The following is a 16,025-nucleotide window of genomic DNA, read 5'->3' on the forward strand; positions in this document are numbered from 1 at the left end:
TTCCCACTGCCGTTTTTATGTGTTTTTTAGAACTCTATTTCTTATTCGGTTTCTTTTTACCACCTGTGTCCGCCTCAGGTGACGGTTCTTGCACCACCGTCGCCGGAGAAGAGACTTCCAAGCGACCGATGTACTTCTCCCGATAGGCCATAAAATGTTTCGTCAACACCTTCAGCGTACCGGTAATCGGCACCCCTAAAATCATGCCGGGAATCCCGAAGATGTTCCCGAAGAGCAAAACGGAAAACATAACAGTGAGCGGATGTAAGCCGACACTTTGCGCCATAATTTGAGGCGATATAAAACTCGACTCAATCTGTTGCACGATAATAATCCAAATAATAACCCACAGCGCTGTAATCGGTGCGTTCATCAGCGCGAGGATAACTGGCAGTATGCCGCCCAGCCAAGGGCCGAAGTACGGAATGATGTTGGTGACGCCAGCCACCAGACCTATCGTCAGCGCATACGGCACGCCAATAACGGCACACCCTATACCGATCAACGTTCCGACAAAGATAGCGACGATAAACTGTCCTCTGATAAAGCCCCCCAATACGCGGTCGATATCGCTGAGAATAGCTTTTGCCGACTGTTGTTGCTTCTTGTTAAAGAGCCCTTTAATCCCCCCGATTAAACGGTCTTTGTCTTTTAGCAAATAAAAGGCGATAATCGGCGTCATAACGATGTCGAGAAGTGTTCCCGTCGATGCGATAAGAACGTTACTCAACTGGCTGAAACCGTTTTTAAAGGCTTCACCGAGCTTTGCAAGCTCCTTGTCGATATCCAAGTAGTCCGCGAGGGCATCTGGGATAATGGTAATTTTCCCCTCTTGGAACTTCGTCATCAAATCTTGAACAAAATCAAAAATATCCGGTACGTTGGCGATAAAGACAGAAACGTCTTTTGCAAGCTTCGGAATAAAGCTCATAAACGTCAACGTGATAATCAGAAAAATGGAAACAAAGACGATCAAAATCGCCCAAGGCCGCTTGATTTTTTTCTTTTCTAAAAAAGAAACTGCTGGATTCAATAAGTAAGCTACAACGGCACCGTATACAAACGGCGTAATCACCGAATTGATATTGCCCCTAATAAGAAATAAGACAACGGCCACCAATAAAACAAATCCCACGTCCAACAGCAGACGTTTGTTCTTTATAACAAATCTCATGCGTCACCTCTTATACTCTATTTTCTCCATTTTATCACGATTCCCTTTTTTACACCAGTAAATGTCTCGAACCCACCAAGGCTACAAATCATGACCGCCGGCTTAGCCGGCGGTTTGTTCTGCCCCTATAAGGGGCTGGTACCTGCTGCACTCGGAAGTGCATGAATAGTCCGCCTTGCGCACTAACTTTCTCAACTACCGCTAAAGCGGTTTATTTTTTGTTTTTAATCTCCTGCTTACCCGTAAACGGGTCAATGTACTCTTTCAGACTGATCTGATCAGCTATCTTATCTTCTTCTATCTGATTTCTAATGTATTCCTGAATCTTCTTTGCATTCTTTCCCACTGTGTCGACATAATATCCTCGGCACCAGAAATGTCTGTTTCCATACTTATACTTTAGATTTGCATGTCTATTAAATATAATTAGACTACTTTTTCCTTTTAGATAACCCATTATTTGAGATACGCTGTACTTAGGTGGAATTCTTATCAGCATATGCACATGATCTGAACATAGTTCGGCTTCAACTATTTCTATCCCTTTTCGATCACATAAATCTCTTAATGTTTTCCCAACATCAGTCTTCAATTTTCCGTAAATCACTTGTCTTCTATACTTCGGTGCAAACACTATGTGGTATTTGCAGTTCCATCTTGTGTGTGTTAAACTCTGATTGTCCATACGGGACGTTCCTCCTTTTTAGCTAGTGCGGTCGGCAAACCAACACTAGTATACTAAAACGGAGGTTCTTTTTTCTTGAAGCTAAAGCCAATTCCTCCACTCGCATAGCGAGTGGTTTATTTGTTTTGAACACTTCGTGATTCAAAACACACTAAAGTGTACAACATAAAAAACCCTCCACCGAAGTGGAGGGTCTGTCGTCTAATACTAGCCAACTACTGTGATGTTCTCAGCTTGAGGACCTTTAGGACCTTGAGCAACTTCGAAAGTTACGCTTTGGCCTTCTTCTAAAGTTCTGAAACCGTCAGAGTTGATTTGAGAGAAGTGTGCGAAAACGTCTTTTCCGTCTTCTCCAGTGATGAAACCAAAGCCTTTGTCTGCATTAAACCATTTTACTGTACCATTCATATTATAGTACCTCCTAATTTTTTCCTTAAACCACGAATTCAGATCTTTAGCACATTTTATTAGGATGATACTATGACGATGATCACCATTCAAACACTATGCAAAACCTAGTAATTCTTATTTAAGCTTTAATTTATTCTAACACACCAATTAAACTGTGTCAAATCTATTTTTTTGACTTTTCAACAATTTCGATAAGTTTTAAACTTCGTACATTATTAAGGGGTCTGACTGCTAAATCTAACACCTTTAACAAACCAATCGAACTTTAAGATGTCTTCAATGGAGAGTGCTTCTCCCTCTTGCCCTCTAAGGCGCCCTTCCGAGTCCTCGAGCACACCGTAAAACGGGTGGAACTGGTCTGTTTTAATCATGTGCTTCATAAACTCTACCAGTCTCGCTGTTTCAGCCGGCAAATGCGCTTTTGAATAATAGAGGTCTAAAACGCCGGTCTCCATGCCCCACCAAAAGTTCACCAATCGCTTGGACGATTCTTTTTGGCTCATCAATCGGCTATAGGTGCCGTTGAGTATTCCCGAGATGATTTTTTCGTAAAATGCGCCCCACCGCCAAATGGGCGACGCTAAATAGTGTTTTGGCTCCCGAGTTTCGCCGTCAATATCGCAAAGCATCGCGTATACGCCGTAGTCCCAAGTCACGTCTCGCGGTACTTTTAGCGTCTTGTTGCTGATGATATCGGCACCGAGCTCTATCAGCTCCGCGCTTAAATCCGTGGTCACTTTTGGATTGTTCCACTCGCCTGTCCATCGGACGACGACTTCGGCCTTAGGGTTGACAAACCGGGCGCCTAGCGTAAACGCATTGATACAGCTGATGACCTCCGGATTTGGATCCGTTGCGGTGTAACCGATGAGGTCAGTCGACGTCATAGCCCCTGCAATCATCCCCGTTAAAAATCTCGGTTCGTAGGTCTTTCCGAAATAGTTGTTCATATGGACATACGGTCGATTGCCCGAGCAGTTGAAAAATTTAACCCCCGGCATGTCCACAGCACAACTTGCCGTGGCACGTCTAAAAACTTCACTTGTGGTAAATACGACGTCATAGCCCCCCTCTTCGGTAAACTTCTTGATGACGCCATATGCACTCTGATCTTCAGGCACTTGATCGATATACCCTGTGGTCACATACTCTTTAAACTGCTGCTCAATGTACTTGCGGCCGAGGTCGTGTGAATACGTCCACCCGGAAGAAGCCACATCGCGTGCGTATACAAAGCCCACTTTCAACTTCTTGCCGCCGAACCCCGACGTCAACAGGCTGAAAAACGACTTGTGCGTCATCTCTTCATCGTCTTCTATCACTTCAACTTCTTCGCGCTCTCTATCGTGGGACAGCTCGTCGAGCAATCTAGGCAACACGTCTTTCAAATGCGCCTCATCCAGCCCCTGCGGTATCCCGTACAGCCGCGCGTAGAGCAAGAAAGCGTCTCCAGTGGTTATCTGCGTCAACCGGTCGCCACCGCCCTCTAAATAAATCCTTCTGAAAGGTCTGTAAACATATTTAACAAAGTGTTCGTACTTCGTATCGTAGTAACTCGCTTCGGGTTCATAAGTCCCCAGGTACTTGAGCAAACTTTTAAACCCGGCGCGCTTAGACAACCAGATATCGACGATATGCGTCTCTTCAAAAAATGTCATAAACGCGTAGTAAAGCTTGATGTCCGCGTCGTTTTCATCGTACTTCGGCACCAACCGAATCACTTCTGCGTCCACCTTCATCGCATCAAAGTACTTGAGTACACTCATAGCTTTGTTGCCGTCCATTACATAGTAATAATTCAAGTACTCATAGACTTTAATCGGCTTTTTTATGCCTTCGTTAAGGTGCTTATGGCACAGCGACAGCCACTTTTGAGCAAACACGGACTCCAGCGGTTCTAGTGGTAAAAAATCTTTTGAGAACACCGTTCGACGCGCCTGATAATACGTGCCTATAATTTTGTGCAGTGGGATTTCCAAAACGCCCATATCCACCGTCGATACGATTTCGACATCTTTTAATACGCCATCTATAGACGCTAAGTGGCCTGAAAGTCCCTTGGCCTTTCGTGCACTGTAATTGCGCCGTGCGCGTTGTCGTGCATCGTAATAATACTCTTGCATTGCCGCATTCCAGCTCATAGCAACCTCCTTTAATTAATAAATCATGTGTTTTATACCCGACAACCTGTTATTTTAACAACCAAAACGATTAATAAATTTATTTTATAATTTCATTTATGTTTTTTATGTTAGAATAGAGGTGAAATTTGTATAGCGTCGAGGTGAAAATATGTTTAATTACAAGCAATTATTAGCTTTTGCAACCATTGTGGAAGAAGGCAGTTTTTCAAAGGCCGCCAAGAAACTCTACATTACACAACCCGCTATCAGCTCTCAAATAAAAGCGATGGAAAAAGAGCTGGCGGTGGTTTTAATTGAACGCGGCGAAAGAGGGGTTATCCTCACTGCCGCAGGGGACATTCTTTACAAGAACAGCAAAATTATCTTAAATCAGTACAAAGTGCTCGCCGACACCATGGCGCAGTATAAATCTACCAGTACAGGCAAAATTAGAATTGCCGCCAGCACGATCCCGGGCGAGTACCTTTTGCCGAAATACATGTACGACTTCAAAAAGAAGAACAGCGACGTGAAGCTCTACCTCACCATCTGCGATTCCAAGTGTGTTCTTGAAAAGGTTCAAAACGGCGAGGTGTCGCTGGGGGTCATCGGCTTTATGCCGAGAGAAGTCAACATAGAAGCCGTGCCCTTTGTGGAAGAAAAGCTCAAACTCATCTGCTCTTCCAGCACAGCTTTTGACGCCTACACCCCTTTGAACCAATACCCGCATATCTTGAGAGAAGAAGGATCGGGAACGCGTGAAGTCGTGGTCAAACATATGGAAGAAAGCGGCTTTTCACTGGAAAACGACTTCGACTACACGGTTCTAGGCAGCACGCGTTCGACATTAACCGCTGTGGAACAGGGCCTCGGCATCGCTTGGGTTTCTGAACACGCCATCGGCGACGCTCTAAAACTCAACAAGGTCAAATGCGCACACGCCAAATACGACATCGAGAGAGCGTTCTATGTCATCACGCAAAAAAACCGAACACTGAGTCCACTAGACACTGCATTTAAGCACCACTTGTCACAAACGGCAAAGTTGTAGCCCCCGTTGCTTCAACGGTTGCTTTTTAACGCCGTTCAGTCGCCGAATCACTTCTTGAGAATCGCCTTGAAAGGCTTCCAGCCACAGCGCACCGCGCGATGTGTTGCCGATGCCCTCTAGGCGATTTTTAATTTTCTCCCCCACTTTCAGCGCACCGTAACGCCCGGTTTCAGGTAAGAGGATCATCAGCGTGTCGCCGCCGTCAGTGCCGATGGCATCCAAGCGTCTCAACACATCTTTCACTTCTGCCGTCACAGCGCGCATTGCCATGGCGTCACATGCTTCCAGCCTAATACAGAGAACGCTAAATGTTCGACGGTACCGCTCGCAGCGCAGCGCTTCCATTTTGAGCGTATACATAAACAGCGCTTCCGGCAGCACTTCTTTTTCATATACCACGGCCTCTGTCACTTCGCGCTTGATGGTTTTTAGTGCAGATAAAACTTCATACCGCTTCGAGAGTGCCTCTGTTGCATCGCCCCCCATGTACACGCGCCACTGTCGCTTCTCTTTCACTAAGACTTTTGCGATCCGATCGCATTCTATCGTATCCATAATGCCGTTGTAAGCCTCTGTCATCACCGTCATCCGCACGATGGACTTATAGCGGCGTGAACCGAGAAACACGTTGGATTCAACGCCTTCCGGCTTAAAATGGAACTTTTCGAGCGTATACACACCCGCCACCGCCTCCTGCCATCGATTAAAGGCTTCAAATGTCACCATTTGACGATCGGTAACACTGAGAAGGTCATAGGCGTCTTTGTATTTTCTCTTACGAATATGCGACAAATACAACCGCATCAATTGCGTCGCCTGAAAAATATCATCCCCTTGGCGAATAGGTGAAGACGTTTTTCTCTGAGGGACATGAGACTGCCGTTGTACGTCGTACTGGCCGCGTGATTCAGGGCTTTTTAAAACGGTATAGGCTTCATTAAGCGCCTTCATCTTTTCGTCAGAAGCACCGCTTTCAATCTTATCGGGATGGTACTTCTGCGCCAGTTTTTTATAGGCGCCCTCAATGACTTCGGGCTCGGCCTTAGGATGAACTTGTAGGATTTCATAGTAGTCTTTCATCAATTGACACCCCTGCCTTGTTTTTTAAAAAGGTACTGTGCGACAATCTGTTTCAGGACTTGTTGGTGAATGGGCTTGCTGATAAAATCATCCATTCCCGCCTGAAAACACTTTTGTTTTTCTTCTTCTAATGCACCGGCTGTCAACGCGACAATCGGCGTGTGTCTGTGGTTGACTTGATCGATTTTTCGGATGCGCCGCGTCGCTTCAAGACCATCCATACCGGGCATTTGAACATCCATCAATATGAGGTCAAAAGCGGTCTCATTGGCGTACTTAACGGCCTCTTCGCCCGACGGCGCTGTGACAATTTGGAGGTCCTCAGAAATCTTCTCGAGCATTTTAACCAGTAAGAGGACATTGACTTCTAAATCTTCTACTACGAGGACGCGTGCATACGTCGGGAGTTGGCCTGTTTCAAGCACATCTGTAGAGACAAACGCTTCCTCAAATCCGGCATCTATAACCATAAATGGAACTTCTATATCAAAGTAAAATGTCGTCCCTTTGTCGACGATACTTTCAAACTTTAGGCATCCCCCCATCTGTGTTACGAGTTTTGAAGAGATGGTCAGCCCCAGTCCCGTGCCGCCATACTTTCGCGTCGTCGACAAATCGCCCTGTGAAAACGCCTTAAAAATAAGCGAACGCTTTTCTTCATTAATGCCGATACCGGTATCTTCAACGTAAAAGTACAGCTTTCCTTTAAAACTATCGAGCGCCTTAAACTTTACAGTTAAAGCCACGCGTCCGGCTTCAGTGAACTTAATCCCGTTGTTGAGCAAATTCATCAACACCTGTTTCAAACGTACCGGATCCGTCCAAATGTATTGAGGGAGATTCCCGATGCGAATCAACTCGATGTCAATAGAGCGTTTTTTCGCAAAGACTTTCATGTTCTCGATAATCGTACTTAGCAAATCGTTTAAATTGACCTTGAGCGACTCCATGGACAGCTTGCCTGCTTCTATTTTAGAAAGGTCTAGGATGTCGTTGACGATGGCGAGCAACGATTCGCCGGACTCTTTTGCATGCTGTATGTAAAAGGCTTGCATCTCGTCCAAAGCCGTTTCCGAGATCAAGTTGATAAACCCCAGTATGCCGTTTAAAGGCGTTCGAATCTCATGGCTCATGTTCGCCAGAAACTGAGTTTTGGCTCTGTTGGCCACTTCTGCCGACGCTTTCGCCATCAACAGGGCCTCCTCAGAGTCGTACTTCTTTCGGGCATCGTTGAGCATATGCGCGATTACTTCCATAAAGTGGACTTCTTGACGCGACCAGTGTTTCTTCGAGTGAACCGATTCGAGCAAAATAAAGCCGATAACCGATTCGACCTCCTTAAACGGGACGCTCAGCAACGACGCCACTCCTAAGTCACCAAACATCTTTTTTTCATTTGCGGCTTCTTCAGGAAGTGCTTCAACGGACTCGAGAAAAATAGTTTCCCCGATGCGTACTTTCTCGTGCCACCATTTATACGTCTTTAAAGAAAAGCTTTCAGCAGTATCGCCAAGTGGCAAACCCCCTTCCGCTGCTCGCCCATAGACACTGTTGATACGCGTATTTTCCGCATCCAAAAAAAATATGCGCACGCGTTCAACATCAAAATACTCTAACAGCTTATCCAAAATAGACTCTATCTTCTCATCGTAGTTCCGACGATCGACCTGCACCAGTGAACTCGCTATTTCCGAAACTAGAACCTGCAACTTGTTTAGGGTAATCAGCGCCATTTCGGTCTGCTTCCGCTCGGAAATATCGCGTATCACACTCTGTATGTAAGCGGGCTCGCCAAACTGATCCCGTATCACTTCAAGGTTAATGTCTACAAAAATGATTTCGCCATCTTTGCGTATAAAGCGTCTTTCGTACGGCAGAATCTTCTCCCCTCTTTGCGCACGTCTAAAGATAGCCTCGCTGTAGGTGGTTTCTGCGCTGATATCGCGATAAGTGCGTTTTTTGAGTTCTTCTATTGAATAGCCTAGAATCTCAGCGGCCCGAACGTTGGCGTCTACATAGTTGCCCTCGAGGTCGAGGATGAACACCCCGTCGTTGTTCTGATCGAAAAGCGCCTGTATCTTTGAATCCATCCCCGTGTCTATAGCGACGGCTACCGTTATAAAGAAACCTTCTCTCGGCGAATAGTTTTTCACACTGTACCATTTGTCGACTTCAGATGCGTACACCTTGTATTCCTTAATAATCCCATAGAAAGCAACGTCTTCGAAAAAGCTCGGTGGCTTCAACGCCTTGTGCCTATCCATGGCCTCGAGTTCAGTATAAGTGCAAGACGAAGACATCAGACCAAAAATGGTCTGAAACCACTCGTTGGAAAACACGATTTCGTAATCCGACGCGTGACCTTTGCCGTCTGGAATCAAGCGCTGATAGGCAAAACCAAAGGGAATGTTGTTCATAAAATCAAATTCTGCCGTCTGTTTCATAAAAAAGCCTCCATAGCCAATTAGCTTATGGAGGACATACCCCAAAACACCTGTTTTTAAGCAAGGGCTTTTGAGAGGTCTTCTATCAAATCTTCGGCGTTTTCAATCCCCACTGACAACCGTATGAGTTCCGGTCCGGCGCCGGCGTTGACGCGCGCTTCGTGGGACAACTGTGCATGCGTGGTGCTGTAGGGGTGAATGACGAGTGACTTGGCATCGGCCACGTTGGCGAGGAGTGAAAAAAGCGTCAGCGACTCAATCAGTTGGCGACAAGCTTCCGCACCACCTTTCAGCCCAAAGGTAAAGATAGACCCCACCCCTTTTTTAAAATAGCGTTGATACAGCGTATGGTATGGGCTTTCTTCAAGCTCCGGGTAATTGACCCACGCCACTTTCGGATGCCCCTTTAAAAAAGCGACGATTTTTCGCGTGTTTTCAACATGTCTTTCCACGCGTAGCGAGAGCGTCTCAAGCCCCTGTAACAACAGGAACGCGTTAAAAGGACTGAGCGAGGCACCGGTGTCTCTCAAAAGCTGAACCCGCGCTTTCACGATGTAAGCCTGTTCTTTAAGCGCCTCTGCGTAAACGAGACCGTTGTAACTGGGGTCCGGTGTATTAAAGCCCGGAAATCTCGGATTGCCCAGCCACTCAAAATTGCCGCCGTCGACGATGAGACCGCCGATGCTGTTCCCATGTCCGCCGATAAACTTCGTCGCCGAGTGTACGATGATATCGGCACCGTGGTCAAAAGGCCTGATGAGGTAAGGGGTTCCAAAAGTGTTGTCTACAATGAGAGGGACGCCGTTTCGATGGGCGACAGCCGCCACGGCTTCTATGTCAATGAGGTTGATGCCGGGGTTCCCGATGCTCTCTATAAACACCGCCCGCGTCTTTGGCGTAATAGCTGCTTCAAAGGCTTCAGGGCTGTCTGGGTTTACAAATCGCGTGGTGATGCCAAACGTCGGCAACGTGTGTTCAAAGAGATGATGTGTGCCGCCGTAGAGCGTTTCAGCGGCGACGATTTCATCGCCACTTTGCGCCAAATTCAGGATGGCGTAAGTGACTGCCGCCGAACCCGATGCAACTGCCAGCGCACCGACACCGCCTTCCAGCGCCGCTATACGCTTTTCCAGCACGTCAGTGGTGGGGTTCATAATGCGCGTGTAAATGTTGCCCGGTTGACTTAAGGCAAACAAATCTGCCGCGTGCTGCGCATCGTCAAACACATACGATGTGGTTTGGTAAATCGGCACTGCCCGTGCACCTGTCGCCGAATCGACTTCTTGTCCTGCATGTACTTGCAACGTTTCAAATTTCATCCCGTGTCCTCCTTTATAAAAATGCGTTCTCATCCAATAGTTTTAACAAATCCAAGTAAAGTGCCGTCCCTGTCGCTTCGCCACCGGCGCCCGGGCCTGAAAAGCCCAGTTGCCCCAGCTGTAAGCTTTCGACGACCACGTAGTTGTCAGGCCCCTCAGCATCGGCCAAGGGGCCTTCCGGCGCAACCTCGACGACTTTTACGGCAGTTTCCAGTTCCCCGTCCGGACGCCTACGAGCGGTGGCTACCAACTTCGTATACGGGGTCACATCGCGAATCCCTCTAATGCCCTCGCGGTCGATGGTTTGAGGGGCAACCGACTTCCCCCAGATCAAACCGCAGAGTACTGCCAGTTTGTTGGCGCTGTCGATGCCGTCTACATCTGCCGATGGATCGGCTTCTGCATAGCCCAGCTCTTGCGCTTCTTTTAGAGCGGTTTCGTAATCGATGGCACGCTTTGCCATCTCCGACAAAATAAAATTACTCGTGCCATTGAATATCCCCGAGACGGCGACGATATCGTCTGCACGCATCAAGCGTTCCAATGTTTGTACAACAGGCACGCCACCGCAGACGGCGCCTTCAAATAAGAGCCTTTTTCCGGCGTGTGCCGCCGAGTACTGCAGGGCTTCATAATTTTCAGCCAATGCGGCTTTGTTGGCGGTAATCACATGTTTCCCATTTTCCAGACTCTTGGCAATGTAGCGGCCTGCGGGATGCGCCCCTGAAATGGCCTCGACGACAATGTCGATTTCCGCGTCTTCAAACAGCCGTTCAGGCTCTGTGGTAATCAACGGCATTTGCATTCTCCGCTCCTCAAAATAGGCTGCGGCGCGCTCGGTATCTCTAACGCAAACGGCCTTAATGACCACTTGGTAGCCTTGCGCGTACAGAGCCGAATGTCGCCTTTTCACAACATCGCAAAAGCCCCTGTTGACGACGCCCAGTCCCAACAGTCCGATTTTAACAGTTTTCATAATTTGGCCTCCCTCTCTTTAATGTTCTCCAGCCAGCGAGCGATGAGAACCTCTGCCGTTTCTGTCCACCTGTGAAGCGTCTTGAGCCCGCCCCCTGTGGTGATGCCATACCCGGCGGGCACAGAAGGGTCAAGACCTTTCATTCGATCTCTCAGGTACTCTTTTTCCAGTACGTCGACAGTGTACTCGGGATGTCCCAAGCAGTACAGATGATGTCCGCCATCTTGAAAGGCGACGATTTCATCATCGTACTTTAATACCCACACCGCCTCCGGTACCGTCAGTTGCCAAGTGGCATACCGCGAATGCGGTAGCCAATAACGCTCGCCATCGCCTATCGCTTCAAAAACACCTGAGCATTTTGCCTCAAAGACCGTTTTGTCCGCACCGTGGTAAATTTTAGCTGCCGCCAGTGCGCCCCAACAGACGCTGAACGTCGGCACGCCTTCTGTCGCCGCCGCTAAGAGCACTGCCTTGAGCTCTTCCCAGTAGTCCACAGCTTCATACGGTATTTTTTCCACCGGTGCGCCGGTGACGACGATACCGTCCACAGTTTTCAGCAACTCAGCTGTTAAAACGCGGTTTTCGTCTAAAGACCTCTGAGACTTCGACACATGAGACCCCATTTTGAAAAATTCTACATGGATTTCACAGGCACTGTGCAGAAAAAAAGTGCGCCAATGCGCCTCTGTCTCTCGCTTATTGGGCATCAAATTGATTACCGCCAGCCTAAGGCGTTTTTTCTCTGAAACTTGTTTAGTCATTGTTTTTCTTGGGTAACTATAACTGGGCATTGTTTATCTCCTCAATAAGTGTTGGCATTTGCGTATGGCTGCTCATGTCTGCAATAGAAGCCGTCTAGCTGAGTGTGCGGCATATAAAAAAACACACTGCCGAAAAACAGTGTGTCTGATTGCGCGTCACTCTATCTTTCGAAAGCTTACTTTCGCTGGAATTGGCACCTTTGTTTAAAACAGGTTGCCGGGCTTCATAGGGCCAGTCCCTCCGCCACTCTGGATAGAACTATTAAATTAAAGCGATTATACAGAACATTTTTACAGCTGTCAAGACGCGACCCCAAAAAAACATTTACTTTTTGAAAAAGTGTGATAAAATAATATCAAATGAAACGATTACAAGTTTAGATACATTACATTTATAAAATTTAGGAGGCCAATTATGAGTAAAATCGTCATTGTCGGTGCCAACCATGCGGGCACTGCAGCAACCAGAACTATTTTATCTAAATCCAATGAACACGAAGTTGTCGTTTTCGATGCCAACTCAAACATCAGTTTCTTAGGCTGTGGTATGGCGCTCTGGATAGGGGATCAAATCTCAGGACCTGAAGGCCTTTTCTATGCGAGCAAAGAGGGGTTAGAGGGGATGGGCGCTAAAATCCACATGGAAGCACCTGTTGAACACATCGATTTCAATAAGAAAATTGTCTACGCCACACTTAAAAACGGCGAGAAAAAAGAAGAACCTTACGATAAGCTCATTTTAGCCACGGGCTCATTGCCAATTATTCCAAATATTCCGGGCAAAGACCTCGAAAACGTGCAGATGGTCAAACTCTATCAACACGCTGAAGAAGTCATCGCCAAACTTAAAAACAAAGACATCCAAGACGTCGTCGTCGTCGGCGCCGGCTACATTGGCGTAGAGCTCGCAGAAGCGTTTGAACGCCATGGTAAAAACACGACGCTCATCGACATTGCCGATACATGTCTCCCCGCCTACTACGACGAACCGTTTACAGATTTGATGAAAAACAACCTTAAGGACCACGGCATCAACCTCGCTTTCGGCGAAAAAGTCGAGCGTATTGAAGGCGATGGCAAGGTAGAGCGCGTCGTAACGGATAAAGGCACTTACAAAGCGGATATGGTCGTTCTCTGTATCGGCTTTAGACCGAATACCGACTTAGGCAAAGGTGAAGAAGGCGTTCGCTACACCAACACAGGCCTTCAGTTGTTTAAAAACGGCGCTTACCTCGTCAACAAAAAACAACAGACAAGTGCTGAAGGCGTTTACGCAATCGGCGACTGTGCAACTGTTTACGACAACGCCATTCAAGATACGAACTACATTGCACTTGCAACCAACGCCGTCCGCTCGGCAATCGTCGCAGCCCACAACGCCATAGGCGTCGAGCTTGAGTCCGCCGGTGTTCAAGGCTCTAACGGCATCTCAATCTACGACCTCAAAATGGTTTCAACGGGCTTGACACTTACTAAAGCAAAGGCTCTGGGCATCGACGCCGCTTGTACCGAGTACGACGACCTCCAAAAACCGGAGTTTATCGAACACGACAACCCAACGGTTAAAATTCGCATCGTCTACGACAAAGCGGATCGACGCGTTATCGGCGCTCAAATCGCTTCAACTTATGACATTTCAATGGGCATTCACTTCTTCTCTTTGGCCATCCAAGAAAAAGTGACCATCGACAAAATTGCCCTCACAGACATCTTCTTCCTGCCGCATTTCAACAAGCCATACAACTACATCACCATGGCGGCACTTTCAGCAGAGTAATCACGACAAACCAAACGCGCATGCAACATACCGCATGCGCGTTTTTTACGTTTAAATAAAGCCCCACTGATAAAAATCCTTTCAGTGGGGCGTCCGCTATAAACTTTTGACCTTGAATGGCTTTAAAGCCTCTAATACCGTTTCTTCAAGCGGTGCTTCACAGATGATAACGTCAATAGAGGCGAGGTCGTAAAACTCGAAAACACCCTGGTTTTCAAATTTCAGGCATTGTGTGGCCACCACCTTAACGCGAGCTGTATCTAGGATAGCGCGCTTTGTCTCAGCAATATCCATGAAGCCTTCAAATACGGCGCCGCGTACCACATCGATGCTCCGGCAACTGACAAAAGCGCGATCGAGAGCAAAACGTCTGATGGTCTCCAGGCTAAAATACCCGTGAAAGCCACCGGTGTAGCGGTTGTATGTGCCGCCAATGGCGATGACAGTCACGTGTTTGAGACCGCTTAAACGCGTCATAATATAGAGCATATCGGTAATGACTGTCACTTGTTTCTCACCTTCGGCTATACAGTCTGCAATATGCGCTGAAGTACTGGACGTGTCTAAAAAAATATGTTCTCCAGACTCGATAACGTTGTACGCCTTTTCGGCAATGCTCTTTTTATGCGCCGCTCGGTGCGCCATTCGATGTTGTATGGTCGACAGTTCAAACTTTTTTTCCCTGCGCTCGGCGCCGCCGTGTACGCGATCAATCAGTCCGAGTTTCTCCAACTTTTTCAAATCTTTGCGGATCAAATCTTCTGTGACATTAAATTGCTTTGCGAGGTGCTTCACTTGAACCGTGCCCTCGTCTTCCAACAGTTTGATAATTGTGTTCAGTCGCTCTTTTGCCAGCACGTCTTATTTCCTTTCAAATTGAGGCAGATACGGGGCGTTAACCTCTAATAACTCGTCATATAGTGATTTGAGTACTTGTCCTGACCGCGTCAATGGATGAATGGTCAACGCCTGAAGCCCGCTGCCGTAGTCGCCGTGAACCCCCGCCTCAATGGTCAGGCGTTCATAAGTTTTGAGCAGTACCAACTCCGCCTGAGCCGACGCGTTAAACGGTTCGACATTGAGTGGTAGTGCCCCTGCTTTGGTTATTAAACAAGTGGTCTCTATAACGGCATCATCCGGTAAAAACGGCAGTGTACCGTTGTTTTGAACATTGACCACCATTAAGCTGCGCTTGTCGTTGTAGATGGCGTTAATCAGTTCGCACGCCGCTTCGGAATAGTAGGCACCGCCTCTGTTTTCAAGCTCTTTGGGCTTTTCAGACAACGTGGGATTCTTATAGACCTCGAACAAATCGGCTTCAACCGCTTTGACCACTTCTCCACGGGTACCGTTCTCCTCATACGCTTCCAGCGCATGGGAAAGCATCTCGTCTTGAAGGTAGTAGTAAGCGTGGTAGTAACAAGGCATCATCCCCGTTGCTAAAATCTGCTCGTCTACATACGGCGTCGCCCCGATGTTTTTCGGATTAAACGTCTCGTCTTCTAAGAGTTTCGGAAGCATTTCCGCCATGACGTCTTTGCCGTCGACGTAGATGTGCCGTCCCCATACATAGTGGTTCAAACCGCTTGCGTGAAAGATAAATCGGTCATGACCGAGCAGGGCGCCGACGGCTTTGCGCATATTCACCGGTACATTGCACAGGCCGATGGCCTTTATAGACGTGTACCGAAGAACTGTTTCTGTAATAATTCCGGCGGGATTGGTGAAGTTAATCAACCACGCATCGGGACAAAGTCGTTCCATATCGTGTGCGATGTCGAGTATCGCCGGAATGGTGCGAATGGCCTTGGCAAAGCCGCCGACACCGTTGGTTTCTTGTCCCAGCATGCCCTTTGACAGGGGCAGGCGTTCGTCTAAGATTCGCGCATCCAACTGACCGACCCGAAATTGCGTGGTTACAAATGTCGCGTCTACAAGCGCCTCTTCTCTGTCGAGCGTCAAGTGAATCGTCATTGGCACACCCGATTTTTCCACCATGCGTTTGGCCAAGTTTCCGACGATTTCTAACTTTTCTTTTCCCATTTCAATATCGACAAGCCAAATTTCATCAATTGGTAACGTCGCATGTCTTTCAATAAACCCCTCGATTATTTCAGGGGTGTAACTTGATCCACCGCCTATAACGGCAACTTTTAACAAACTCATAAAAACCCCTCCTTTTATTGTTTTTTATTATATTACTCAAAACAATAAACTTCAA

The 16,025-nt window shown here is 47.4% G+C and carries 13 protein-coding genes and 1 riboswitch; of the genes, 2 read left to right on the forward strand and 11 right to left on the reverse strand.

What is annotated here, in order from left to right; genetic code table 11:
• Positions 1-34: 34 nt before the first annotated feature.
• The 4 genes from ACR6HW_RS07840 to ACR6HW_RS07855 form a co-directional block, all read right to left on the reverse strand.
• Positions 35-1,174: an AI-2E family transporter gene (locus tag ACR6HW_RS07840; protein WP_455730597.1), complete on the reverse strand. Its 1,140-nt coding sequence runs from the start codon at positions 1,172-1,174 to the stop codon at positions 35-37.
• A 211-nt stretch (positions 1,175-1,385) separates the two neighbouring features.
• Positions 1,386-1,859 carry an IS200/IS605 family transposase gene (gene tnpA / locus ACR6HW_RS07845; RefSeq protein ID WP_455730598.1) on the reverse strand — a complete coding sequence of 158 codons (474 nt, stop codon included), beginning with the start codon at positions 1,857-1,859 and terminating at the stop codon, positions 1,386-1,388.
• 207 nt (positions 1,860-2,066) lie between these two features.
• A complete protein-coding gene (locus ACR6HW_RS07850; protein WP_455730599.1) occupies positions 2,067-2,267 on the reverse strand; it encodes a cold-shock protein in 201 nt (66 codons plus the stop codon).
• Between the two features lie 218 nt (positions 2,268-2,485).
• Positions 2,486-4,411: a BMP family ABC transporter substrate-binding protein gene (locus ACR6HW_RS07855; protein ID WP_455730600.1), complete on the reverse strand. Its 1,926-nt coding sequence runs from the start codon at positions 4,409-4,411 to the stop codon at positions 2,486-2,488.
• Positions 4,412-4,562: 151 nt separating this feature from the next.
• On the opposite strand from ACR6HW_RS07855, the gene ACR6HW_RS07860 reads away from it, so the two are divergent.
• On the forward strand, positions 4,563-5,444 hold the full coding sequence (locus ACR6HW_RS07860) for a selenium metabolism-associated LysR family transcriptional regulator (RefSeq protein ID WP_455730601.1): 882 nt from the start codon (positions 4,563-4,565) through the stop codon (positions 5,442-5,444).
• Here the strand turns inward: ACR6HW_RS07860 and ACR6HW_RS07865 are convergent.
• Genes ACR6HW_RS07865 through ACR6HW_RS07885 form a run of 5 tightly spaced genes read right to left on the reverse strand, consistent with a single transcriptional unit; the run spans position 5,424 to position 12,027 of the window.
• Positions 5,424-6,524, reverse strand: coding sequence for a J domain-containing protein (locus tag ACR6HW_RS07865; protein WP_455730602.1), 1,101 nt, complete (start codon positions 6,522-6,524; stop codon positions 5,424-5,426). The genes ACR6HW_RS07860 and ACR6HW_RS07865 overlap by 21 nt on opposite strands.
• The gene (locus ACR6HW_RS07870; protein ID WP_455730603.1) at positions 6,524-8,968 is read right to left on the reverse strand and encodes a response regulator; all 2,445 of its coding nucleotides are present in this window, start codon (positions 8,966-8,968) and stop codon (positions 6,524-6,526) included. Before ACR6HW_RS07870 ends, ACR6HW_RS07865 begins: the two co-directional genes overlap by 1 nt.
• A gap of 56 nt (positions 8,969-9,024) precedes the next feature.
• Positions 9,025-10,287, reverse strand: coding sequence for an O-acetylhomoserine aminocarboxypropyltransferase/cysteine synthase family protein (locus tag ACR6HW_RS07875; protein ID WP_455730604.1), 1,263 nt, complete (start codon positions 10,285-10,287; stop codon positions 9,025-9,027).
• A gap of 13 nt (positions 10,288-10,300) precedes the next feature.
• Complete coding sequence (locus ACR6HW_RS07880) at positions 10,301-11,263, reverse strand: homoserine dehydrogenase (RefSeq protein ID WP_455730605.1); 963 nt, start codon at positions 11,261-11,263, stop codon at positions 10,301-10,303.
• Positions 11,260-12,027, reverse strand: coding sequence for a homoserine O-acetyltransferase/O-succinyltransferase family protein (locus ACR6HW_RS07885; protein ID WP_455730606.1), 768 nt, complete (start codon positions 12,025-12,027; stop codon positions 11,260-11,262). The genes ACR6HW_RS07880 and ACR6HW_RS07885 overlap by 4 nt, the downstream gene beginning before the upstream one ends.
• A 158-nt stretch (positions 12,028-12,185) precedes the next feature.
• A riboswitch (SAM riboswitch) is annotated at positions 12,186-12,287 on the reverse strand.
• Positions 12,288-12,442: 155 nt separating this feature from the next.
• Here ACR6HW_RS07885 and nox point away from each other — a divergent pair.
• Positions 12,443-13,804, forward strand: coding sequence for a H2O-forming NADH oxidase (gene nox, locus ACR6HW_RS07890; protein WP_455730607.1), 1,362 nt, complete (start codon positions 12,443-12,445; stop codon positions 13,802-13,804).
• Positions 13,805-13,900: 96 nt separating this feature from the next.
• On the opposite strand, the gene ACR6HW_RS07895 is transcribed toward nox, so the two are convergent.
• Positions 13,901-14,662, reverse strand: a complete 762-nt coding sequence (locus ACR6HW_RS07895) for a DeoR/GlpR family DNA-binding transcription regulator (protein WP_455730608.1) — start codon at positions 14,660-14,662, stop codon at positions 13,901-13,903.
• Positions 14,663-14,665: 3 nt separating this feature from the next.
• Positions 14,666-15,970 (reverse strand): 6-phospho-beta-glucosidase, encoded by a 1,305-nt coding sequence (locus tag ACR6HW_RS07900; protein ID WP_455730609.1) that lies wholly within the window; start codon positions 15,968-15,970, stop codon positions 14,666-14,668.
• Positions 15,971-16,025 lie beyond the last annotated feature (55 nt).

It is taken from the genome of Fusibacter sp. JL298sf-3 (assembly GCF_053842995.1).